The 23,666-nt window shown below is 59.4% G+C and carries 19 protein-coding genes and 2 pseudogenes; 15 read left to right on the forward strand and 6 right to left on the reverse strand.

Going from position 1 to position 23,666, the window contains the following annotated elements:
• The first annotated feature begins 11 nt into the window (after positions 1 to 11).
• Positions 12 to 881, forward strand: coding sequence for a TauD/TfdA dioxygenase family protein (locus VNV36_RS22190; protein ID WP_325720562.1), 870 nt, complete (start codon positions 12 to 14; stop codon positions 879 to 881).
• 43 nt (positions 882 to 924) lie between these two features.
• Here VNV36_RS22190 and VNV36_RS22195 read toward each other — a convergent pair whose 3' ends face one another.
• The 4 genes from VNV36_RS22195 to VNV36_RS22210 all read right to left on the reverse strand — a co-directional run bounded on the left by VNV36_RS22195 (position 925) and on the right by VNV36_RS22210 (position 5,299).
• Positions 925 to 1,614, reverse strand: a complete 690-nt coding sequence (locus tag VNV36_RS22195; protein ID WP_325720564.1) for a hypothetical protein — start codon at positions 1,612 to 1,614, stop codon at positions 925 to 927.
• Positions 1,583 to 2,623 (reverse strand): GSCFA domain-containing protein, encoded by a 1,041-nt coding sequence (locus VNV36_RS22200; protein ID WP_325720565.1) that lies wholly within the window; start codon positions 2,621 to 2,623, stop codon positions 1,583 to 1,585. The genes VNV36_RS22195 and VNV36_RS22200 overlap by 32 nt, the downstream gene beginning before the upstream one ends.
• Before the next feature lie 36 nt (positions 2,624 to 2,659).
• Positions 2,660 to 3,175: a GNAT family N-acetyltransferase gene (locus VNV36_RS22205; protein ID WP_325720566.1), complete on the reverse strand. Its 516-nt coding sequence runs from the start codon at positions 3,173 to 3,175 to the stop codon at positions 2,660 to 2,662.
• Positions 3,176 to 4,393: 1,218 nt separating this feature from the next.
• Positions 4,394 to 5,299 (reverse strand): LysR family transcriptional regulator, encoded by a 906-nt coding sequence (locus tag VNV36_RS22210; RefSeq protein ID WP_325720568.1) that lies wholly within the window; start codon positions 5,297 to 5,299, stop codon positions 4,394 to 4,396.
• Between the two features lie 110 nt (positions 5,300 to 5,409).
• Here VNV36_RS22210 and VNV36_RS22215 point away from each other — a divergent pair, with 110 nt between their 5' ends.
• The 4 genes and pseudogenes from VNV36_RS22215 to VNV36_RS25940 all read left to right on the forward strand — a co-directional run bounded on the left by VNV36_RS22215 (position 5,410) and on the right by VNV36_RS25940 (position 8,807).
• Positions 5,410 to 6,261 carry an NmrA family NAD(P)-binding protein gene (locus VNV36_RS22215; RefSeq protein ID WP_325720570.1) on the forward strand — a complete coding sequence of 284 codons (852 nt, stop codon included), beginning with the start codon at positions 5,410 to 5,412 and terminating at the stop codon, positions 6,259 to 6,261.
• 248 nt (positions 6,262 to 6,509) lie between these two features.
• Positions 6,510 to 7,592: pseudogene (locus VNV36_RS25850) on the forward strand (cache domain-containing protein); the annotation flags it as partial.
• A 324-nt stretch (positions 7,593 to 7,916) separates the two neighbouring features.
• A pseudogene (locus VNV36_RS25855) lies at positions 7,917 to 8,453 on the forward strand (methyl-accepting chemotaxis protein); the annotation flags it as partial.
• A 267-nt stretch (positions 8,454 to 8,720) separates the two neighbouring features.
• Positions 8,721 to 8,807: a small membrane protein YohP gene (locus VNV36_RS25940; RefSeq protein WP_442087941.1), complete on the forward strand. Its 87-nt coding sequence runs from the start codon at positions 8,721 to 8,723 to the stop codon at positions 8,805 to 8,807.
• Positions 8,808 to 8,894: 87 nt separating this feature from the next.
• Here the strand turns inward: VNV36_RS25940 and VNV36_RS22230 are convergent, their stop codons facing one another.
• A complete protein-coding gene (locus VNV36_RS22230; protein ID WP_325720576.1) occupies positions 8,895 to 9,791 on the reverse strand; it encodes a helix-turn-helix domain-containing protein in 897 nt (298 codons plus the stop codon).
• Positions 9,792 to 9,953: 162 nt separating this feature from the next.
• On the opposite strand from VNV36_RS22230, the gene VNV36_RS22235 reads away from it, so the two are divergent.
• From VNV36_RS22235 to VNV36_RS22255, 5 genes are all read left to right on the forward strand, one after another.
• Positions 9,954 to 11,312, forward strand: coding sequence for a glutamine synthetase family protein (locus VNV36_RS22235; protein ID WP_325720578.1), 1,359 nt, complete (start codon positions 9,954 to 9,956; stop codon positions 11,310 to 11,312).
• A gap of 157 nt (positions 11,313 to 11,469) precedes the next feature.
• A complete protein-coding gene (locus tag VNV36_RS22240) occupies positions 11,470 to 12,558 on the forward strand; it encodes a polyamine ABC transporter substrate-binding protein (RefSeq protein ID WP_325720580.1) in 1,089 nt (362 codons plus the stop codon).
• Positions 12,555 to 13,856, forward strand: a complete 1,302-nt coding sequence (locus VNV36_RS22245) for an NAD(P)/FAD-dependent oxidoreductase (protein WP_325720582.1) — start codon at positions 12,555 to 12,557, stop codon at positions 13,854 to 13,856. The genes VNV36_RS22240 and VNV36_RS22245 overlap by 4 nt, the downstream gene beginning before the upstream one ends.
• A 240-nt stretch (positions 13,857 to 14,096) precedes the next feature.
• Positions 14,097 to 15,752, forward strand: coding sequence for a PqiB family protein (locus VNV36_RS22250; RefSeq protein ID WP_325720584.1), 1,656 nt, complete (start codon positions 14,097 to 14,099; stop codon positions 15,750 to 15,752).
• A 17-nt stretch (positions 15,753 to 15,769) separates the two neighbouring features.
• Positions 15,770 to 16,321 (forward strand): PqiC family protein, encoded by a 552-nt coding sequence (locus VNV36_RS22255; RefSeq protein WP_325720586.1) that lies wholly within the window; start codon positions 15,770 to 15,772, stop codon positions 16,319 to 16,321.
• 6 nt (positions 16,322 to 16,327) lie between these two features.
• Here VNV36_RS22255 and VNV36_RS22260 read toward each other — a convergent pair whose 3' ends face one another.
• On the reverse strand, positions 16,328 to 17,266 hold the full coding sequence (locus VNV36_RS22260) for a site-specific integrase (RefSeq protein ID WP_325720588.1): 939 nt from the start codon (positions 17,264 to 17,266) through the stop codon (positions 16,328 to 16,330).
• Positions 17,267 to 17,511: 245 nt separating this feature from the next.
• Here VNV36_RS22260 and VNV36_RS22265 point away from each other — a divergent pair, with 245 nt between their 5' ends.
• The 5 genes from VNV36_RS22265 to VNV36_RS22285 all read left to right on the forward strand — a co-directional run bounded on the left by VNV36_RS22265 (position 17,512) and on the right by VNV36_RS22285 (position 23,660).
• Positions 17,512 to 18,891 (forward strand): UDP-glucose dehydrogenase family protein, encoded by a 1,380-nt coding sequence (locus VNV36_RS22265; protein ID WP_325720590.1) that lies wholly within the window; start codon positions 17,512 to 17,514, stop codon positions 18,889 to 18,891.
• A gap of 243 nt (positions 18,892 to 19,134) precedes the next feature.
• A complete protein-coding gene (locus tag VNV36_RS22270; RefSeq protein ID WP_325720592.1) occupies positions 19,135 to 20,313 on the forward strand; it encodes an MFS transporter in 1,179 nt (392 codons plus the stop codon).
• Positions 20,314 to 20,469: 156 nt separating this feature from the next.
• The gene (locus VNV36_RS22275; protein WP_325720594.1) at positions 20,470 to 21,156 is read left to right on the forward strand and encodes an HPP family protein; all 687 of its coding nucleotides are present in this window, start codon (positions 20,470 to 20,472) and stop codon (positions 21,154 to 21,156) included.
• A 242-nt stretch (positions 21,157 to 21,398) separates the two neighbouring features.
• On the forward strand, positions 21,399 to 22,505 hold the full coding sequence (locus tag VNV36_RS22280) for an enoyl-CoA hydratase/isomerase family protein (protein WP_325720596.1): 1,107 nt from the start codon (positions 21,399 to 21,401) through the stop codon (positions 22,503 to 22,505).
• A gap of 3 nt (positions 22,506 to 22,508) precedes the next feature.
• On the forward strand, positions 22,509 to 23,660 hold the full coding sequence (locus VNV36_RS22285) for an acyl-CoA dehydrogenase family protein (protein ID WP_325720598.1): 1,152 nt from the start codon (positions 22,509 to 22,511) through the stop codon (positions 23,658 to 23,660).
• Positions 23,661 to 23,666 lie beyond the last annotated feature (6 nt).

Here is a 23,666-nt window from a genome sequence, read left to right on the forward strand (position 1 = left end):
GGTGAGGGAACATGGATCAGTTGGCACTCAAGGCAATCGAACGCATCGCCGCCGAACGGCGCGCGCCGTATCAGCACATCACGGTCGAGCGGATCACGCCGATCATCGGCGCCGAGATCGGCGGCGTCGATCTTTCGCAGCCGCTGAGCGACGAGCAGCTCACGGAAATCCGCCGGGCCTTTCTGGAGAACCACGTGGTGGTGTTCCGCGATCAGCACCTGACGGTGGACGAACACAAGGCGTTTGGCCGGCTGTTCGGTGAACTGAGGGCCCTGCCGGTGGAAGACATCGATGGCGATGACCCGGAGCTGGTGGTGATCCGCGCCAATGCGCAATCGCGCTACGTGGCCGGCGAAACCTGGCACACCGACGGCACCGCCGATTTGGCGCCGTCCATGGGCTCGATGCTGTACATCAAGGAAACCCCGGCCATCGGCACCGGCGGCGACACACTGTTCGCCAACATGCACCTGGCGCTGGAAATGCTGTCGCCGACGATGCAGCAGTTTCTTGGCGAATTGACCGCGATCCATGACGGTGCGATTCCGTGGAAGGGCTATGAGGCGCCGGCCAATCTGCCGAAAACCGAACACCCGGTGGTGGTTCGCCACCCGGAAACCGGGCGCAAGTCGCTGTTCGTCAATTCCGGGTTCACCTCCCACATCGTTCAGTTGTCCGGTGGTGAAAGCCAGGTGCTGTTGAACATGCTGTTCGATTTGGTAGCCCGCGAACCGGTCCTCAGCTGCCGTGTGCGCTGGACGCCGAACAGCCTGGTGTTCTGGGACAACCGCTGCACCCAGCACCATGCGGTTTGGGATTATTTCCCGCACTCGCGGTATGGCGAGCGGGTGACGATTCTGGGGACGCAGCCCAAGGCTTGAGTCTAAAAAACCGGTGGGAGAGGGCGCCGTTCCCACCGCTGATTCACAGGCCTTGTCTGAGCAGTTGCTCAACGATCAACTTGCCGAACGCCAGATTCCCGTGCAACGGGTCATCCACCTCGCAGTACGCCGCAAGCTGAAAACCCAGCTCGTCATTCGCCGCCGCGCGCACGTCGATCAGCTCGACGCCGACTCCTTGCAGGCGCTCGATCAGCAGCGCCTGCGCGGCCATGAACACGCGTCGGTCGGCCAGCTCCGGCACCCGCTGCGGCGGCAGCACGGCGAACACCTTGAGGTTCATCGCCCGGGCCTGTTCATAGAACGCCAGCGCAGGCCGGGACAAGGTGTCGATGATGGACTCGAACAGCGGCCCACAGAGAAAACCTTCGTCGAATTGGCCGTCCGGCGTCTGGTAGCAGGTCCAGTTCGGCGCAGTGGCGAGATAGTGCAGGCTCAGGCCGATGGTACTCACCAGCGGCACCCCGACCTCCGCCAGTTGCGGTACTTCGAATGGCTCAAGGGCCTGGCGATACAGGCGCTCCATCTCCACGTCCCGAAACACCACGTCATGACGGGTCAGGCTGAAAAAATCCACCGCGAAATCCCGGCCGGTGCCCAGCGGGCCGCCACTGAAAGGCAACTCGCGGGCCTGCGCCGCCTTGCCGATGACCCCGGCATGGGAATCGCCCAGCAGCAGAAACCTAGGCGTAATAATCGAGCACGGCGTCTTCACAGACAAGCTCCTCACTGGACACGCAGGTGGAGGCAACGCTGGCCGGCGTCTGCAGCGGTTGAACCGCATCGAGCCCGGCGAAAAACTGCCGCATGACAAACGCCACGCCTTCAGGCGTGACTTCCCGCTGGTTCGGTTGGTAGAACGCGCCTTTGAAAGGTGTGCCGGTGATGATTTCGTAGGAGGGGAAATAGTCGACGTCGTGCAGGTCTTCGCACAGCTGCCCGGCGACGGCGCGCAGGACTGATTTGGAATAGGTGGTGGCGCTCAGCACATGCTCGCCCGTGGCGGTTGCCGTCAGGGGCACCGGTGACACGGTGAGCAGCAGACGCAGTTGCGGGTTGATCGAACGCATCAACTCCAGCGCCCTGACCATGTCGCCATAGGTGTCCATGAAGCCGAAGTTGCAGAAGCTGTGCAGCTGCGGATCGAAGGTGCCGCGCACAGTGCCGGGGCACATGGGATACACCAGACCGGTCTGGCGGTTCTGCCAGGCTTCGGTCAGACCCAGGGTGAACACGAACACTTTGGCGCGGCGCAGGGCGGTGCGGATGGCATCGAGGGTGGCTTCGCGCGAGGCGAACAGCGCGTCCTCGCTGGCAAAACCGTCGGGTTCCACGGCGGGGCGGAATGGATCGAAGAAACGCCCGTCATGGGCCCAGGTTTCGTCAGGTGGCAGGCTCACGCCGAGCGCCCATTTCAGCCATTGGCACAGCATCGCCGGGGTGTACAGATTGCCGGTGCGAAACGAGAAAATCCCATAGTTGCGGGTCTTCCAGTCCGTTTCGGGCAATTCGGCCGGGGCCGGTTCCGCATCCAGCCAGTTCATGCCGCGCTCCACCAGCGCCCGGCCGATGTGCTGGGCGAAACACGAGCCGGCGGTGACGATGGCGTCCTTGTTGCCGATCTCGAATTGTGGCGTCCACAGTTGATCGATGTTCAGCCCGGGCTTGTCAGCCACGGCGGTGCGCCAGAAAGCGCGGGGTGGCAGGCACTGATAAGGATTCACGACGAGGCACTCCTTGGCGGTCGCTGATAAAACGGGTCAGCTGATTTGATAACGGTAGATCAGGTCGTCAAACCACCGATCTCCAATCTGATAGGCCTGCGGCACGCGGCGCTCGAATACAAAACCGCATTTCTCCAAAACCTTGCAGGACGCGATATTACCGTCGGTCACGGTCGACTCCAACGAGTCCAGGCCGATGGCGGCGGCATATTCGATGATCGCCTGCCGCGACTCGGTGCCAAAGCCTTTGCCCTGATGCTCGGGCAACAGCAGGCAACCCACCTCGGCATGCCCCGGCGACAGGATGCGGAATCCTGTCACGCCCAGTTCCTGCCCGCTGGCCCTGTCGATCACCACCAGACACAACCAGTGATCCGACTGCGGCCCCCAGACCGGAAGCCGGTGCTCGAAGCCTTTGCGCACCTGGTCCTCGGCGATTTCACCGAACACATACTGCATGGTTTGCGGCTCGGAATGCAGCCTGAGGAACAGCGGCCAGTCGGATTCGACCATCGTGCGCAGGTCCAGGCGTTGCGTGGTGAGCTCAAGCATCCGCAGCTCCTTGCAAGGGCGGAAAGGGAAGACAGTTTTTTACTGGTTGTGGGACGAAAGATCAATGATGCAGCACATTGGCGCCGACAGCCGACAGCCGACAGGGCTAGGCTATTCCATGGACTTTTCACAAATCAGTGTGGTTGGGTCCTCGCGGTGGATGATCCGCAGGATCGAAAGTGATCCGGATTTCGCAGTCTCGACGACATCACCCACGACGGCTTGATGATTGAGGGTTATGAATCCAATCAACTGTTTTTCCTGATTCTTGAGGCAGCACTCATGTGCCGAAAGCCTTGTTTTGAATTCGTATTCTGGGTTGAAGCTCTGGATTTCTGAAACCGAGGCTACAGGTTGGTGGAGGCGGCTACGACAAATACAGTGGCGAGTAGTGTGATACACAATTTAACATAATATACATTATGCGTACCATTATATGCGGAGTTGGGGTGGTCTGGTGATCAGATTTCAAGCCTGCGACGCGTCCTGCTTTCAGCTTAGCGATGCTTGCCACCGCATGCTTGAATACGGCCCGACAAACTTTGCTTCACCAGTTGACGGAAAAATCGCATGTGGCTTTGTACAGAATGGAATAATCGACTGGGATGCAATCAGCGCCGTGGCTACTGCCGCAGCCGCACTCATCACAATTCCGTTTGGCTCAACGACAAACGCCAAAGGAAGCTTGGACGCAAGTCCAGCGCTAGGCTTCTAGCTCAATTGATTGGCATCGGCTATTACGTTCGAACTCCCATCCCAGTTCTTGGACAAAGCCGACTTCTTCAGTGAAGCTACGAGCCGCAGCCTGGCAAACGGTTTTCCGAAGTGAATCGCTTGAAACAGTTCGTCGGGTTGTTCGGAGATCTGGCAGCTAAAGAGACACAGGACGTTATTGACGTCCATTTAATGACGGTTCTACCAGATCGAAGAGCCCAGAAAGCTGCTCAGGCTGATTTTCAGGCTCTTCTAGTGGTTGGGCGGATCAGCCGGTAAGCTTTATCTCCCCTTCTTTCATATGCGCTCTGATTATAACTAGACTAAATGGTAATTTAGTTGAGTTATATGCTGATTTGCCGCACGGAAAATTATTAAGGATCAACGGATGATGAAGGGTTGTGCTCCACAGCACCCAGTGCCCTGCCCCCACCTACCTATTAACGTCACTGTTAATTCTACGATTCAAGCGGACATCAAGAGATTTCAATCATAGAGGTTTTCTCACCGACTAAGAGCTACCACAAACTCAAGAAATGCCCGCACCTTTGCTGGCGGCAAGTGCCGTGACGGGTACAAAGCGTAGAGTGGAAAATATTCATCGGACCAATTCGGAAACATTTCGATAAGCCGTCCCTCGCGCAGCGCGGCCTCTACACCTAATTCCAAAACCTGGGCTACCGCCTGCCCCTCCTCGCAAATTCGATGCATTGTGCCTACGTCATTGACCATTAGCCTTCCGTGCGTTTTGACACTTACACGCTCTTGCCCTCGATGAAATTCCCAAATGAACGGTTTGCCGGTTTGAGGGTTTCGAAAATCGACACACACATGGTCCGAGCTTTCAAGCTCTGATGGGTGTAGGGGGCGACCGTGCTTTTTAAGATATGCCGGGGAAGCTACCGTGAGTACTCGTGTTTGCAGCAACTGCCTGCCTATCAATGTGGAAGATGGTTGTTCGCCAAAGCGCACAGCCAAGTCAACCCCGTCTGCAATCAAATCCCCCATTTGATCTCGAGTCACGAGATCGAGCTCGATGTCGGGGTAGGTAGCCATGAAACTTCCGAGGGCGGGGGCCAGGATAAGTCTGGAGAAATAGGGGTCGACGTTCACGCGAAGCCTTCCACGCACTGCGGTTGCACTGCCAGAGGCCACCGTCGCCGCTTCCTCCAATCCGGCGAGCAGTGGCGCTATTTCTTCATACAGCCGACGCCCTTCATCTGTGAGTTTTACTGAGCGTGTTGTCCGGTCAAACAAGCGAATGCCTAATCTCGCTTCTAGACGTGCGACGGCCCGACTAACGCCCGATTGGGTCATATCCAAGGCCTGCGCTGCTTTCACGAAGCTCCCGCTATCAACCACGGCTGAGAGCACGCCCATACCGCTGACCAAGCGCCCGTCAAAACTCATTAATGAATCTCCGTCATAAATCCAATGATACTCATGATATCGAAGAAGCTCGAAACTAACGCGATAATTCGCTCATCGCGGCAATGGGCCGCTCTTTCAGAGAAATTGCTATGTATACGATAATGGGCGTAACGGGCCAGGTAGGTGCGGAAGTTGCCCGCCATTTGTTGGCTGCCAATAAGCGAGTCAGGGTTTTGGTCCGTGACGCTGAAAAAGGCAAAGAATGGGCTGCCAAGGGATGTGAGGTCTCGGTTGCAGACGCTAATAATTTGAGTGCACTGACCGGCGCATTTACTGACAGCACCGGCGTTTTTATTTTACTGCCTCCCAACTTCGATCCATCCGACGGCTTTACTGAATCCCGCTATATCATCGAGAACCTGCGCTCAGCGCTGGAAATAACCAAGCCTGAAAAGATAGTGTGTATCTCCACAATTGGCGCACAAGCGCCCGAGTTTAACTTGCTGAATCAGCTTCAAATCCTGGAACAACGCTTGGCCACGTTGGATCTGCCGATCACATTCTTGCGTCCAGCCTGGTTTATGGAAAACAGTTTTTGGGATATTGAGCCAGCAAAGAGCAATGGCGTGATCCCGAGCTTCCTTCAGCCGTTGGATAAGCCAGTTCCCATGATCGCGACTGCTGACGTCGGTAGAGTTAGCGCAGAGTTGCTGCAAGAGAACTGGTATGGCAAACGAATCGTGGAGCTGGAATCCGAGCAGCAGGTCACGCCAAATGACATCGCGGCGACATTATCCGATCTGCTGAATAAGCCGGTAAAAATGGACGTGATACCCAGCGAGAGCTGGGAGGCATTGTTTCGCTCTCAGGGCATGAGCAACCCCCATCCGCGCATCCAGATGCTCCATGGTTTCAATAAGGGCTGGATTCGCTTTGAAGGCATCCCGCGCAAAGGCCGGGTGTCATTGAAAGAAGTTTTGGCGCAGCTTGTCTCACGCTGACAGCGCTGGCGCAGCATGTTTTGCGCTGAGGCTGCCTCGCAATATCCCCCCAGACTCGTCGCGCTGGCTGCCATTGCCTCGGCGCGGCGAACCAATTGACCCGGCAAGCGCCGAACGGCCTAAAGCGCGCCGCGATTCAGTCGATACGCTCAAGGTAGGCATGGTCGAATTCCCCTTCAGAATTTTCTGATGCTCACCCCTACTGCTTTTCTGCCGTTCCAATACCTATAAAACCTGCGGGAGAAGTCATGAATATCAAACAGAAGCTGACATGGGCGTTCGCGGCCATTGCCTGCCTGCCGGTTATCCTGGTGGCCGTGCTGGTGGTATTGAACCTGCGCGATGCGGCACAAGCCAGCTTCCTCGATAGCAGTGGCCGGGAAATCCGCCAGATCGACAACGGCATGAAGCAGTTCTTCGATGGCATCAGCCAGAACGTCGAATTCTTCGCCAAGGACCCGCGGATCGTCGCGGCCAAGGACCTGAAAAACTATTCCAGCGCCGACGCGGCCCAAATCCCGCTGCCCGAGAGCAACAAGCAACTGCTGGATATCTTCGACCGGTTCGCCAAGAGCCACCCCACCACTGCCTACCTGTCCATCGGGTTGGCTGATGGCGGTTATGCCAGTTGGCCGGATGATCCAAAAATTTCCAACTACGACCCGCGTGCGCGCCCTTGGTACAAGGCGGCGATCGCCTCGCCGGGCAATACCGTGCGCACCGACGCCTATTATTGGGCACCGGACGATGTGTCGCTGATCGGTATTGTCCACACGGTCTCCGATGCCGCCGGCAAGCTGGTGGGCGTGGTCGGCCTGGACGTCTCGCTCAAACAACTGACCGAACTGGTCAAAAACATCAAGTTGGGCAACAGCGGCTACTTGATGCTGGTGGAAGCCAGCGGCAACGTCCTGGTGGATCCCAGCGATGCCAAGCACAACTTCAAGCCCCTGGCCGACCTGGGCCCCAACTATGCCGAGCTGGCCAAAAGCAGCGATGGCGTGACCCAGATCGAAATCGACGGCGTGCCCTACATGGCCAATGTGGTCAGTTCCAAAGGCCTGGGCTGGCGCTTCATCGGCCTGATCAAGCGCGACGAAGTGATGGCCGAGGCCTCCAGCCTGACCTGGTTGATCGCTGGCATCGCCTTCGCGCTGGCCGTGATCTTCGCTATCGTCGGTGCCAGTTTCGCCAGCGTGATCGTGCGGCCGATTCGCGGCGTCGCCAATGGCCTGCAGGAAATCGCCGAAGGCGAAGGCGACCTCACCCGCAAACTCACGGTGCAAGGCAAGGACGAAACAGCCACCCTGGCGGGCTGGTTCAACCAGTTCCTGGGAATGATCGCGCAACTGATGCAACGCATCGGCAGCGCCTCTTCCGACCTGCAAACCGCCGCGGCCGACACCAGCCACGTGGCCCGGAACATGAACGACGCTGCCGGGCGCCAGCGGCAGGCAGTGGAATTGGTGAGCACCGCGTTCAACGAGATGGTCGCTACCGCCAACGAAGTGGCCCGCTCCTGCAGCCAGGCCGCCTCGAGTGCCGACGAGGGCTACCGCGACGTGCACGACGGCCAGCATCACATCGGCGAAGCCACTGGCAGCGTGCTGCGCCTGAGCGAGGATCTGCAAAAGTCGACCCAGACCATGCAGGCGCTGGAACAGGACAGCAAGAACATCAACACCATCCTCGACACCATTCGCTCGATTGCCGAACAGACCAACCTGTTGGCCCTGAACGCCGCCATCGAAGCCGCCCGCGCCGGTGACCAGGGCCGCGGGTTCGCCGTGGTGGCCGACGAAGTCCGGGCCCTGGCGCGCCGCACCGCCGACTCCACCGGCGAGATCGACAGCCTGCTGGGCAACCTCGCCCGCCGCACCCAGGAAGTGACCCAACAGATGCAAAGCAGCCTGCAGGTGTCGCAGACCAGTGTCGATCGCATCCAGCAGGCCCGCGACAGTTTCGACAAAATCCGCCACTCGGTGGACTCGATTCGCGACCAGAACACCCAGATTGCCACGGCCGCCGAAGAACAACACCAGGTGGCCGAAGACATCAATCGGCACATCGCGCAGATCCATACCGATGCCCAGCTCGTGGAAGAATATGCGCACTCGGCGCAGACCGGCTCAGGTCGTTTGACCGATATTTCCGGGCAGCTCAAGGGCCTGGTGGGACGCTTCAAGTTCTAAACGAGTCTATGTCCGCTGCAGATCAAATCGGGGCGAGCCTGCTCGCGAGTGCGATGACACAATTGATGAAGATATCGACTGTGCCGGCCTCTTCGCGAGCAGGCTCGCTCCCACGAGGATTGCTGAGTATCTGCCAGGTGTCAGGAAACTCAGCGGAGACAAACACGGCTTGCCGGTAGCCCTCCGCGCGATTCAGCGAAAATTTACGAAACGAGCGTATTCGATGGTGGTCTAGAAAAATCAAGCCCATTCGATGAGAGCGTTCTTATGTTGAAATTCCTTGGCGGCACCGTTGGTATCATTTTCCTGATCGGCCTGATCGTGGTGATTGCCTTGTTCAAGTTCATCTTCTGAACATTGCAGCGGTGCCGGTGCCGGTGCCGCTCTTTCAAGGACAAACACCGATTCTTTGCACCGGATTATCAATGCTGTTAGCACTGATCAACGCTTGAGCGTCTCGCTCGGCAGCTCTTTGAACAGCGCCCGGTAACTGCTGGAAAATCGTCCCAGATGCCAGAATGACCAGCGCATCGCCACTTCAGCCACCGTGGTTTCAGTGGGTTTGCGTTTGAGCAATTCGCGGTGCGCGCTGTTCAGGCGGCGCAGACGCAGCCAATGACTTGGGGTCATCCCGGTATAGGCTTTGAAGGCCTGTTGCAACTGCCGCAGCGATACGCCGGCAACGTGGGAAAGTTCGAGCAGATTGACCGTGTCTTCCGGCGAATCAGCCGCCCACTCCCCTACTCGTTTCATGATTTGGCGTTCGTCGTTGCGCCGCTGCAATCCGCCCCGATCGAGACTGGTTTGAGCGTGATCGAGGATGAACAGGCAGTCCTCAAGCAACTGCTGAGTCAGGCGATCTTGATCAAGTGGATCAGCAGTTCGCGACAACTTCGTGAGAACCGAGCTTAACCAGCTACTGAACAAAGCGTTCTGCCCGCAGTTTAGCGGCGCCATGAACAAACCTTCCAGTTTCGCCACTTGCAAACCCTGCTCGCGGACGAATTCCGGCCCGAATACCACGGCGATTTCCTGGTAGTTCTCCGGGGTGATCCAGATGTTGCGGCTCTCTTCATTAAGCAGATAAAGCGCGTTGTCGCTGCGATCGAAACAGAACGCCAGAGCACCGGATGGCGCCCTGAAATTCTGCTCGACCCGAGTGTTCATCTGCTCTTCGTAGACCTCGACGCCTTGCAGATCGAGATAGCGAATCTGCCCGGCGAAATGGCCCGGCGACATCTGTTGGTAATGCTGGACCCAGCCCGGCGTGGCGCGGACTTGCTCGGCCACATCGGCAGTGTTGAACGCTTGTACCTGAAGCGGATTGCACGTTGTCATGGGATGACCTTGCGCACTCTTTTGGTGCGCTTTGGTGCTGCTGAAAGTGGATAGATGGAAAACCAAGCCGCGCTCAAGATAGTCGCCAACGCGCCACAGGGGAAGGGGCGGAAGATGAAACCCGCCCTCCCCGGCGTCTACAAAACCACTAACGAGGTCTTTATGAATGCCCCTTTCGATCAGCTGTTCACGTGGCTGAAAGATCACAAGATTACCGAAGTCGAATGTGTGGTCAGCGACTTGACCGGCATTGCCCGCGGCAAGATTGCACCGACCAACAAGTTCCTGCACGAGCGCGGCATGCGACTGCCGGAGAGCGTGCTGCTGCAAACGGTAACCGGGGATTTTGTCGACGACGACATCTACTACGATCTGCTCGATCCGGCCGACATCGACATGGTTTGCAAGCCGGTTTCGGATGCGGTGTATGTCATCCCATGGGCGATCGAGCCGACGGCCATCGTTATCCACGACACTTTCGACAAGTTCGGCAACCCGATCGAACTGTCGCCGCGCAACGTGCTGAAGAAAGTTCTGCAGCTGTATACGGACAAAGGCTGGAAGCCGATTGTCGCGCCGGAAATGGAGTTCTACCTGACCCAGCGCTGTGAAGACCCTGATCTGCCGCTCAAGGCGCCGCTGGGGCGTTCCGGCCGAGCCGAGAGCGGTCGACAGTCATTCTCGATCGATGCCGCCAACGAATTCGATCCGCTGTTCGAAGACGTGTATGACTGGTGTGAACTGCAAGGCCTGGATCTCGACACGCTGATCCACGAAGACGGCCCGGCGCAGATGGAAATCAACTTCCGCCACGGCGATGCGCTGGATCTGGCCGACCAGATCACCGTGTTCAAACGCACGCTGCGCGAAGCGGCGCTCAAGCACAACGTGACTGCGACGTTCATGGCCAAGCCAATTGGCGACGAGCCTGGCAGCGCCATGCACCTGCACCAGAGCGTGGTGGATATCGCCACCGGCCAGCCGATCTTCGCCGATGCCGAGGGCAAGATGAGCGAGCTGTTCCGTCACCACATAGGTGGCTTGCAAAAGTACATCCCGAAAGTCCTGCCGATGTTCGCGCCCAACGTCAATTCGTTCCGCCGCTTCCTGCCGGACACCTCGGCGCCGGTCAACGTCGAATGGGGCGAAGAGAACCGCACTGTGGGCCTGCGTGTACCGACTTCCGGACCGGAGTCGATGCGCGTGGAAAACCGGTTGCCCGGCGCCGACGCCAATCCCTACCTGGCGATTGCCGCGAGCCTGCTCTGCGGTTACATCGGCATGGTCGAAAGGATCGAACCGAGCGCAGCGGTCGAGGGCCGGGCTTACGAGCGACGCAATTTGCGCCTGCCGATCACTATCGAAGAAGCGCTGACGCAAATGGAGGACTGCCCGACAGTGGCCGAGTACCTGGGCAGCAAATTTGTCCGCGGTTACGTGGCGGTCAAGCGCGCCGAGCATGAAAACTTCAAGCGTGTGATCAGCTCGTGGGAACGGGAGTTCCTGCTGCTCAGCGTCTAATCAAAATTTGCACAAAACCCTGTGGGAGCGAGCCTGCTCGCGAAGGCGTCAGCACCGTCACTATCAATGTCACCTGAGGCACCGCATTCGCGAGCAGGCTCGCTCCCACAGGAATAGCGAACCACCTGAAAAATCCAACAATCCAAGAGGTGTCGATATGCGTCTATTGAAATCCATACTCCCGGTCGCGCTGAGCGTGCTGTTCAGCGTCACAGTCCACGCCGAGCCGCAGGTCAGCGTCTACAACTGGACCGACTACATCGGCGAGACCACTCTCGCCGACTTCCAGAGCAAGACCGGGATCAAGGTGATCTACGACGTCTTCGACTCCAACGAAACCCTCGAAGGCAAACTCCTCGCCGGGCGCACCGGTTATGACGTGGTGGTGCCGTCCAACCACTTCCTCGCCCGCCAGGTGAAGGCCGGCGCATTCATGAAACTGGATCGCTCGCAGTTAACAAACTGGAAGAATCTCGACCCGAAACTGCTTGAATTGCTTGGAAAAAACGATCCGGGTAACGAGCATTCGGTTCCCTACCTGTGGGGCACTAACGGCATCGGTTACAACGTTGACAAGGTCAAGCAAGTGCTCGGCATCGATCACATCGATTCCTGGGCCGTGCTGTTCGAGCCCGAGAACCTGAAAAAGCTCAGCCAGTGCGGCGTGTCGATGATGGATTCCGCCGACGAGGTTTTCCCGGCAATCCTCAATTACATGAGCATGGACCCGCGCAGCGAAAATCCCGATGACTATAAAAAGGCCGAAGCCAAGCTGCTGAGCATCCGCCCGTACATCACCTATTTCCACTCCTCCAAATACGTCTCGGACTTGGCCAACGGCGATATCTGCGTAGCGTTCGGTTATTCCGGCGATGTGTTCCAGGCTGCCAACCGTGCGAAAGAAGCGAAGAACGGCGTCAACATCGCCTATTCCATTCCCAAGGAAGGCGCCAACCTGTGGTTCGATCTGCTGGCGATTCCAGCCGATGCGAGCAATGCCAAAGAGGCCCACGCGTTCATCAATTACTTGCTCGATCCGCAAGTGATCGCCAAGGTCAGCGCCACCGTCGGCTACGCCAACCCGAACCCGGCGGCCAAGCCGTTCATGGATGCGGAACTGGTCAATAACCCTGAGGTTTATCCACCGCAGTCGGTGCTCGACAAACTCTACATTTCCTCTACTTCGCCCCAGGCAATCATGCGACTGATGACCCGGTCGTGGAGCAAAGTGAAGTCGAACAAATGAATCAGTACAGCTCACAACATGCGCGCTCCTATTACGCCGCGTCCGCACGGGCGACTGTGCCCTACCCTGCGCTGGACGGTGATTTGAGTGCCGATGTCTGCGTGATCGGCGGCGGCTTCACCGGCGTCAACACGGCGATCGAACTGGCGCAGCGCGGCCTGTCGGTGGTGTTGCTTGAAGCGCGGCGCATCGGTTGGGGGGCCAGTGGGCGCAATGGCGGCCAGTTGATTCGTGGCATCGGCCATGAGGTCGAGGGCTTTGCCCGATACGTCGGCGAGGACGGCGTGCGCTCTCTGCAGCGCGCCGGCGTCGATTCGGTGGAACTGGTGCGCCAGCGCATCACCGCAAACAACATCGACTGTGAACTGCGCTGGGGCTTCTGCGAACTGGCCAACACCGCCGCGCAATTCGCCGCGTTCACACATGAACAGGCCAGCCTCGATGAACTCGGCTACGTCCACGAAACTCGCCTGATCGGGCCTGAGCAGATTCGCCAGCAAGTGGTCGACGCCAGTGTATACGCCGGCGGGTTGGTCGACATGGGCTCGGGCCATTTACATCCGCTGGATCTGGTGCAAGGTGAGGCGCGTGTCGCTGCAGCGCTTGGCGTGCGGATCTACGAGCAGAGTGCGGTGCTGGAAATCCTTCATGGCCCGACCGCTGAGGTGCGCTGCGCCACGGGCTCGGTTCGTGCCGGCAGTCTGGTGCTCGGGTGCAACGCGCATCTGGACGGGCTTGAGCCGAAACTCAGCGGCAAAGTGCTGCCCGCCGGCAGTTACATCATCGCCACCGAGCCGTTGGACGAAGCCCGCGCCGCGCAGTTGATCCCACAGAACCTGGCTCTGTGCGATCAAAAGGTCGGCCTCGACTACTACCGACTCTCGGCGGATCGTCGTTTGCTGTTCGGCGGCGCTTGTCATTACTCAGGCCGCGACCCGGCGGATATCGCCGCGTATATGCGGCCGAAGATGCTCAAAGTCTTCCCGCAACTGGCCGATGTGCGCATCGATTACCAATGGGGCGGCAAAATCGGCATCACCGCCAACCGCTTCCCCCAGATTGGCCGGCTCAAGCAACACCCGAACGTGTTCTATGCACAAGGCTATTCCGGCCATGGGCTCAACGTCACCCATTGGTGCGCGAAATTGCTCGGCGAAGCGATTCATGCCGGGCACAGCCAGGGCATGGACGTGTTCAGCAGTGTGCCGCACATGACCTTCCCCGGCGGCCCGGCGCTGCGCTCGCCGCTGCTGGCGTTGGGTATGTTCTGGTATCGGTTGCGGGAAATGCTTGGTTAATCCGCAATCCGCGTCGACAACACGCCTTGGAGCTGCCGAAGGCTCGGGCCGCGATCGGACGATCTCTTGCTCTTATAAAAGCAAGATCAAAAGATCGCAGCCTCGTTTCACTGGACAGCTCCTACAGGCGTCAATGACGTAGGCGTGTACAGATTTGCTCTATTGCCAAGCGCTTCTATATTGATGAAGTGCTTTCGCGTTCCTGACGCTCAGTGCCCAAATCAATGAAGGAGGACATGGATGAAGTCGTCAGCCAGCGACGAGACACGAGCACCCGGTCAGGCGCCGGTCAAAACCCGCCGTTTCAGCATTTCGCTGGTGTGGATCGTGCCGATCGTGGCGGTGCTGGTGGGCATTTCGTTGGTGGTGCACAACGCGATGCAGGAAGGGCCATCGATCACGATCAACTTCAAGACCGGCAGCGGACTGGTGGCGAACAAGACCGAGGTCAAGTACCGCAGCGTGGTAATCGGTCACGTCACTGATGTCGAATTGAGCGATGACCAGAAGAGCGTCAACGCCACCATCAAACTGGCCAAGCAGGCCGAGAGCTTCACCCGCGAAGATTCGCAGTTCTGGGTGGTGCGCCCGCGTATCGGCGCCGGCGGTGTATCGGGTATCGATACCCTGCTCTCCGGCGATTACATCGGCGCCGACATTGGCCAGGCCAACAACCGTGCCAAGCGTTTCAAAGGACTGGAAAATCCGCCGCCGATCACTTACGGCGAACCCGGCAAGCGCTTCATGCTGCACACTCAGGATCTCGGCTCGCTGGACATCGGTTCGCCGGTTTACTACCGCAAGATTCCGGTCGGCCAGGTCGTCACCTACGCACTGGCGCCGGATGGTAAAGGCGTGAACATCGAAGTGTTCATCCATGCGCCTAACGATGCTTTCGTCACCGAAAACACCCGGTTCTGGAACGCCAGCGGCATTGATGTCAGCGTCGGTGCCAACGGTTTCCAGGTCAAAACCGAATCGTTGTCATCGATGCTGGTGGGCGGCATCGCCTTCCGTGCGCCGGATTACAGCCCCAACGATGTGGCGGCAGCCGAGGACAAGGACTTTGAGCTGTTCGCCGACCAGCAAACCGCCCTCGCCCCGCCCAACGGCAAGGCGCAATACCTGAGCTTGCGTTTCGACCAGTCCCTGCGCGGGCTCAAGGTCGGTGCGCCGGTGGAATTCCTCGGCATGGAGATTGGCCGGGTAGTGGCGATCAATCTGGATTTCGATGCGAAAAAACGCAGTTTCCCGCTGAACGTCGGCATCGTCATTTACCCGCAACGGCTCGGTCAGGCCTACGGCAAAATGCTCACGGCGTTCAAACACGACCCCAACGACGAAGCCGCCGGCGTGCGTCTGATGGGTACATTCATCGACAATGGACTGCGCGCCCAGGCCCGCAACGGCAACCTGCTGACCGGGCAGTTGTACGTAGCGCTGGATTTTTTCCCCAAAGCCGAAAAAGTGACCTTCGACCCAACGGCGCGTCCGGTGTCGATTCCGACCGTGCCCGGCAGTCTGGAACAATTGCAGGAAAAACTCGAAGCGATGGTCAACAAGATCAATGCCCTGCCAGTGGAACGCATTGCCAGCAACCTCGACGGCAATCTGGTCGAGCTGCGCAAAGGTCTGCAGCAGTTCAACGGCAAGACCCTGCCGGGCGTGCAGAGCACCCTCGCCGACGTCAGCAAGACCTTGCAGTCCGCCAATTCGACCCTGGCCGAGGATTCCCCGCAACGCGAGCAACTCACCGAGACCCTCGACGAACTCGGGCGCATGTCGCGCTCCTTGCGTGAGCTGTCGGATTACCTCGGTCGCCACCCGGAATCACTGATTCGCGGGCGCCCGGACAACGCCGCGCCGCTGGACCTCAAAGGGCCGCCCCGCAATTGAGCACAGGAGCTGCATCCATGGTTTTACCGTTGAAGATCACCGTGCTCGCCGCGTTCGTACTGCTGACGGCGTGCCGCAGCGATCCGATCAGCTTTCACACCCTGACCCCGGCGCAACCGGGCCCCAGCCGCACCGGCGTCGACATCGCCGTGGAAAGCCTCAGCGTGCCGCCGCAGGTCGATCGCGCGCAGATTGTCATACGCGAAGGCAACAGCGGCGTGGCGATTCTGGAAACCGATTGGTGGAGCGCCACCCTGGCCGATGAATTGCGCGGTGCGCTGACCGATCAATTGAGCAGCGGTGTCGGCCAGCAGCGAGCCTCCGTGCGCCTTGATGTACAGCGCTTCGATTCGCTGCCCGGCCAATACGCACTGATCGACGTGAAATGGCGGGTGCGCCCACTCGGTGCGGCGGACGCGGCGCTGCTGACCTGTCGCTCGGTCTTGCAGACCCCCTCGGGGCCGAGCATCGAGGAACTGGTGACCGCGCAACAGAACAACGTCAAACGTCTTGCCGCGCAAATCACTCAGGCCGCCACGGGTTCACGCAATTGCCCTTCGCCGGGCTGATGCACGTCACAAGTCGAAGCGGTCCACTGCCCGCCGCCGCTCGTTGTCATCGCGCACATCGTAGCTGGCGGTCGTCTGGATATTGCTGTGATGTGCGAGCTTCTGCGCAATCGACAGGTCGTGTTCTTCGATCACCCGAGTGATGAACGAACGCCGGAAATCGTGCGGCATGATTTTCACCCCGACCTGCGTCCCACGCTGACGGGCGATGTAGTAAATCGCGTGTTTGGTGATGCGCTCGCGGGTGATGTGGTTGCCGCGGCGGATGCGGTTGAACAGAAACGCATCGTCGCCCTCGCCTTCCTTGAGCTGGGAGCGGCGTAGCTCCAGCCAGGCATCGAGCTTGGCGAACGCCCAGGCCGGGGCGTATTTGATCAGCTGTCTATTGCCTTTGCCGGTGACAGTCAGGCTGCGTTCGCGGAAGTCGACCTGACTCAAATCCAGATCCACCGATTCCGACTTGCGCATGCCGGTGCCGTACAGCAGCGCAATCACCGCGGCGTCACGCAAACCCTGCGGCCGTGGGTCGGCGGCGCAGACTTCCATCAATTCGTGAATCAAGGTGCGCTTGAGATTGCGCCCCTGGGACAGACGCGTGCCGGCAATGCCCTTCACCGAACGCATCTTCAGCAAGTGATCCTGAGTGATCAGGCTCATGCGCCACGCTTCGTTCATCACGCCGCGCACCGCATTCACGTAGAGCGATGAGGTATTGGGCGCGTAACCGTCGGCGCGCAGTGCTGCGACCAGTGCGACGACATCTTCCGGTTGCAAACCGTGCCAGGGAATCTCTTCGATATCGACGTCTTCGAAACCGAGGCGGTCGGCGGCATCTTGCAGAACATAGCGCATGGTCAACTGGCTGGAAGGCGCCAGTCGCGCCAGATAAACGGTCAGCGGATTGATATTGGACGGTGCGGGGTGGGTACTCGACAAATCACTCAAACGAAACGGCCTTGAAATGGAAAACGAATCAACAAAAACAATAAACGCAGAAAATCAGACACAAAAAACGGCATGACTCAGTAACAACGGTTGCCGCGAAAGGCCGACAACCTGCCGTTCGAAGCTGCAAAAGTCAATCGGGCATTCCCCGAACGGTCTGCCCTTGCTGGCTCGAACAACCCGGTAGGCGAACTGAAACATGGCCTTCTTATCCTGAAGCAGGACACAGCCCTCAGGAGTGCGCCATGAAAATCACAGTGTTTGGCAGCGGTTACGTCGGTCTGGTGCAAGCGGCGGTATTGGCCGAGGTTGGTCACGATGTCGTGTGTATGGACGTCGATGCAAGGAAGGTCGAGCTGTTGCGCCAGGGCCACGTCAGCATCTTCGAACCGGGGCTGGCCAGTCTTGTGCGCGAGGGGCTGGAGTCGAAACGCCTGCAATTCACCACCGATGAACGCTTTGCAGTGGTGCACGGGCGTGTGGCGTTTATCGCCGTGGGCACACCTTCGCGCGAAGACGGTTCAGCGGATCTGGGTTATGTGCTGGCGGTCGGCGAGGCGATTGCCCGGCATCGTGAGCAGCCGTTGATTGTGGTGGAAAAATCCACGGTGCCGGTGGGCACGGGAGACGCCTTGCGCAGCCACATCGAAAAGGCCTTGATCAAGGTCGGCCGCTTGCTGCAGTTCGATATCGTTTCCAACCCGGAATTTCTCAAGGAAGGCTCGGCGGTTGCCGATTGTCGGCGTCCGGATCGCATCGTCATCGGCTGCGAAGGCGATGAAGTACGCGATGTCATGCGTGATTTGTACGCGCCGTTCAACCGTAATCATGACCGCATCATGTTCATGGATCTGCGCAGCGCCGAGCTGACCAAATACGCCGCCAACTGCATGCTCGCGACCAAGATCAGCTTCATCAACCAGATCGCCGAACTCGCCGAGCACCTGGGCGCAGACATTGAATCGGTGCGCCAGGGCATCGGTGCCGATACGCGGATCGGCTATCACTTCATCTATCCGGGTTGCGGCTATGGTGGCTCGTGTTTTCCCAAGGACATGCGTGCGTTGATTCACAGTGCCGAACAGGCGCATTGCTCCAGTGATTTGCTGCAAGCAGTCGAGGCGATCAACCAGCGCCAGAAGCACAAGCTGTTCGAACGCATCAGCGCCTTCTACCGGGGCGAACTGCGCGGCAGGACGTTTGCACTGTGGGGGCTGGCGTTCAAGCCCAACACCGATGACATGCGCGACGCGCCGAGCCGGGTGCTGCTCGAGCAATTGTGGGCGGCCGGTGCCAGCGTGCGTGCGTTTGACCCGGAAGCCATGCAGCAAACCCAGAATCTTTATCCGGACGAGTCGAAGCTGATGCTGATGGGCACGCCCGAGTCAGTGCTGAGCGGCGCCGATGCGCTGATCATCTGCACCGAGTGGCAGCAGTTCAAGGCCCCGGATTTCGACCTGATCAAACAGCGCCTCAACAGCCCGGTGATCTTCGACGGTCGCAACCTGTACGACGCCGAACGGCTGGCGCGCAATGGCTTCCTGTACTTCCCGATGGGCCGTGGCGAATCGCGCAAGCTGCCGATCTCGTTGCGGCAGTGGCCGGCGGCTTCGGATGTGGCCTGAACTGGCCCTGTGGGAGTCAGTAGTAGTTGCGAGGAACGCAGACCCTGTGGGAGCGAGCCTGCTCGCGATTGCGGTGTGTCAGTGACATCGCAGGCATCTGATCCTCCGCCTTCGCGAGCAGGCTCGCTCCCACAGGGAAACCGTGCGCACCGAGGGACGGTGGTGTATCAGCTTGACCGGTGCCGTGGGTGCATAGAGGATGGCGTTCGCCCCAGGCATTCCGAATAAGGACATTCACCTTCCGTGGCCATTTATTCGCCTTTCATCCGCCGGTTGATGATCAGCTCGCTGACCGTGGTCATCAGCCGCGCCCTGATCAGTCCGCTGCTAACGCTGTTCCTGAGCAACAAACTCGGCCTCAATCCGCAGGATGTCGGGCTGCTGCTGGGCATCGCCGTGTTCAGTGCCACGTTGCTGTCGCTTTACGGCGGCTACATCATCGACAAACTGGACAAGCGCCAGTTGCTGATCCTGAGCATGCTGTCCAGCGGTATCGGCCTGATCCTGCTGACCTTCGCCGAGAACCTGTATCTGGTCACCGTGGTGCTGATCATCAGTGAAACCGCGTCGGCGCTGTTCCTGATCGGCTCCAAGGCGACCCTCAGCGAGAACCTGCCGGTAGGCCAGCGCGTCAAGGCGTTTTCCCTCAACTACACGCTGACCAATATCGGTTACGCGGTCGGCCCGATGATTGGCGTGGTGATCGCCGGCGTGCAACCATCCGCGCCTTTCATCGTCGCCGGTGCGATTGCCATCGGCAGTATTTTTCTGCTGCTCGGCGCTGCCAGAGATGCCCGTCCGATATCAACTGGCAACGCTCCGCAAAGTTTTCTCAATACTCTGGTGATCCTGAAAAACGATCGAACCATGGTGCTGTTCACCCTCGGCTGCCTGCTGAGCACACTGGTGCACGGCCGATTTACCCTGTACCTGTCGCAATACCTGTTGGTCACGCACACCCAGCAACAGACGCTGGACACCATGGCTGCCCTGCTCGCCTGCAACGCGATCACGGTGATCGTGCTGCAATACCAGGTCGGTCGCTGGCTCAGCCGCGAACACCTGCGCCAGTGGATCGCTGGCGGCACTGCGCTGTTCATCGTCGGATTGATCGGTTTCAGTGTGGCCGACAGCCTGGTCGGCTGGTGCGTGGCGATGTTCATCTTCACCCTGGGCGAGATGATCATTTACCCGGCGGACTTCCTGTTCGTTGATACCCTGGCCCCGGAGGCGCTGCGCGGCAGCTATTACGGCGCGCAGAATCTGGCTGCGCTTGGCGGCGCGGCCAGCCCGGTGATGTGCGGGTTCCTGCTGATGCACACGCCAGCGCCGAGCATGTTCTACGCCTTGAGCGCACTGGCCGCTTTGGGCGGCTATTTGTGCTTCGTCAGTGCGCGCCGCGCTGCTTCAGTGCAAAAATAGTGCACTAAAACTGCATTTATATGAATTTGTCAGCATAGAGTTTGATCGGCAAACTACGCGCGTTCCTCCCCCAATGTTGGAACGCTTCGAGGGCTTTCCGGATATGCCGGACAAGTCCTTTTTTTTGCCTCGGATTTTGTAAAGGATCGGTTCTACATGCTCGCTCGCTGGTTGCCCGCCGCCATCAACACCCGCCCCACCGAATGGAGCCGTGCCGCGATCGGCATGGGCCTGGGCACGCTGTTCAGCGTGTGGATATGCGCGCAGGTGTTCGGTCATGACGTGGCCTATCACCTGATCGGCCCGCTCGGCGCTTCGGCGGTGCTGCTGTTTGCCGTGTCCTCCGGCGCTCTCGCCCAACCGTGGTCGATTGTCGGCGGCTACCTGTGCGCCGGCGTGGTCGCCTTACTGGTCGCCCACGTCCTCGGTCGAACTCTGGGCAGCGCCTGCCTTGCCGCCGGCATGGCGTTGATTCTGATGTGCTGGCTGCGTTGCCTGCACCCGCCGGCCGGCGCACTGGCGTTGACGCTGGTGCTGGCCGACCCTGCGACCATTGCCATGGACTGGAAAGCCATGGAGCCGGTGATGCTCGGCGCCGTGTGCATGCTGGCCAGCGCGCTGGCATACAACAATCTGACCCGCATCCGCTACCCGAAACGCCCCGCCGACCCGGCGCCACCGGTGGTTCCGGTCGACAGCCAGGCGATTACCGCCGAAGACCTGAAACTGGCGCTGGCCGACATGGAAGCGTTCATCGACGTCACCCCGGAAGACCTCGAACGTTTGATCCACGCCAGCGAACTGCACGCCAAGCGGCGCAGCATTACCGAGACGTTCAGATGAGCCCTGTAGGAGCTGACGAGTGCAACGAGGCTGCGATCTCTTGATTTTAAAAAAACAAGATCAAAAGATCGCAGCCTCGTTGCACTCGTCAGCTCCTACACACACAGATCGCGGCCTAAGGGAAAAACGCAGATTCCCCCTGCACATATCCCCGTTGTACATGGCAAATTTGCACTGTTACGATCCGCTAACGCCCGCGCGCGGGCTTTTCGAATAAAGACAATAAAAGCAGGGAGTTACTGATGACAGCTGAGGCTTCATCCCGGCGGACCCCGTCCATGGATGCCATGCAAAACGATGTGCTGGCCGAGGTACGCAACCATATCGGCCACCTGACCCTGAACCGCCCTGCGGGCCTCAATGCAATCACCCTCGACATGGTGCGCCAACTGCAACGGCAGCTCGACGCCTGGGCGACTGACGCCGATGTGCACGCGGTGGTACTGCGCGGTGCCGGTGAGAAAGCTTTCTGCGCCGGCGGCGACATTCGTTCGCTGTACGACAGCTATAAAAGCGGCGACACGCTGCACGAAGATTTCTTCGTCGAGGAATACGCCCTCGACCTGACGATTCATCACTATCGCAAACCGGTGCTGGCCTTGATGGACGGTTTTGTCCTCGGCGGCGGCATGGGCCTGGTGCAAGGCGCCGACCTGCGCGTGGTCACCGAGAAGAGCCGTCTGGCAATGCCGGAAGTGGCCATCGGTTATTTCCCTGATGTCGGCGGCAGCTATTTCCTGCCGCGCATTCCCGGTGAACTGGGGATTTATCTGGGCGTCAGCGGCGTGCAGATTCGCGCCGCCGATGCCTTGTACTGCGGCCTCGCCGACTGGTATCTGGACAGCAGCAAACTGGCGCTGCTCGATGAACGACTCGACCGGATGGAATGGCAGGACACGCCGCTCAAGTCGCTGCAGAACCTGCTGGCCAAATGCGCCGTGCAGACCTTGCCCGACGCGCCGCTCCAGGCTTTGCGCCCGGCCATCGACCACTTCTTCGCCCTGCCCGACCTGCCAAGCATGGTCGAGCAACTGCGTGCCGTCACCGTTGCCGACAGCCATGAGTGGGCGACCACCACGGCGGATCTGCTGGAAATCCGCTCGCCGCTGGCCATGGCCGTCACTCTGGAGATGCTGCGTCGCGGCCGCCATTTGAGTCTGGAGCAGTGCTTTGCATTGGAGCTGCACCTGGATCGTCAGTGGTTCGCCCGTGGCGATCTGATCGAAGGCGTGCGCGCCCTGCTGATCGACAAGGACAAGTCACCGCGCTGGAACCCACCGACCGTCGCGGAGCTGGACGCTACGCAGGTCGCCAGTTTCTTCCATGGTTTTGATGAGAGCGGGAGCTGAGCCATGCACGATCTCGAACTGACTGAAGAACAAGTGATGATCCGCGACATGGCCCGGGATTTTGCCCGTGGCGAAATCGCCCCTCATGCGCAGGCCTGGGAAAAGGCCGGCTGGATCGACGACGCCCTGGTGGCGAAGATGGGCGAATTGGGCCTGCTCGGCATGGTCGTGCCCGAAGAATGGGGCGGCACCTACGTCGACTACGTTGCCTACGCGTTGGCCGTCGAGGAAATCTCTGCCGGTGATGGCGCGACCGGCGCGTTCATGAGCATCCACAACTCGGTAGGCTGCGGCCCGGTGCTCAACTATGGCAGCGACGAACAGAAGCGTACCTGGCTGGGCGATCTGGCCAGCGGGCAGACCATCGGTTGCTTCTGCCTGACCGAACCCCAGGCCGGTTCCGAAGCACACAACCTGCGTACCCGCGCCGAGCTGCGCGACGGTCAATGGGTGATCAATGGCGCCAAGCAATTCGTCAGCAACGGCAAGCGGGCGAAACTGGCGATCGTGTTTGCGGTGACCGACCCGGAACTGGGCAAAAAAGGTATTTCGGCGTTTCTGGTGCCGACCGATACACCGGGTTTCATCGTCGATCGCACTGAACACAAAATGGGCATCCGCGCCTCCGACACCTGCGCGGTGACGCTGAACAACTGCAGCATTCCTGAGGCCAACTTGCTCGGCGAGCGCGGCAAAGGCCTGGCGATTGCCCTGTCCAACCTGGAAGGCGGACGCATCGGCATCGCGGCGCAGGCACTGGGCATCGCCCGGGCGGCGTTTGAGGCGGCACTGGCTTATTCCAAGGATCGCGTGCAGTTCGACAAGCCGATCATCGAGCACCAGAGCATTGCCAATCTGCTGGCAGACATGCACATCCAGATCAACGCCGCACGCTTGCTGATATTGCACGCGGCGCGGCTGCGTACGGCGGGTAAACCGTGTTTGTCCGAAGCCTCGCAGGCCAAGCTGTTTGCGTCTGAAATGGCTGAAAAGGTCTGTTCGTCGGCGATCCAGATCCATGGCGGCTATGGCTATCTGGAGGATTACCCGGTCGAGAAGTACTACCGCGATGCGCGGATCACCCAGATTTATGAAGGGTCGAGTGAGATTCAGCGGATGGTGATTGCGCGGGATCTGAAGAACTACCAACTCTAAAGGTAA

Origin of the sequence: Pseudomonas sp., from assembly GCF_035554175.1 — a bacterium.
Taxonomy (GTDB): Bacteria; Pseudomonadota; Gammaproteobacteria; order Pseudomonadales; family Pseudomonadaceae; genus Aquipseudomonas.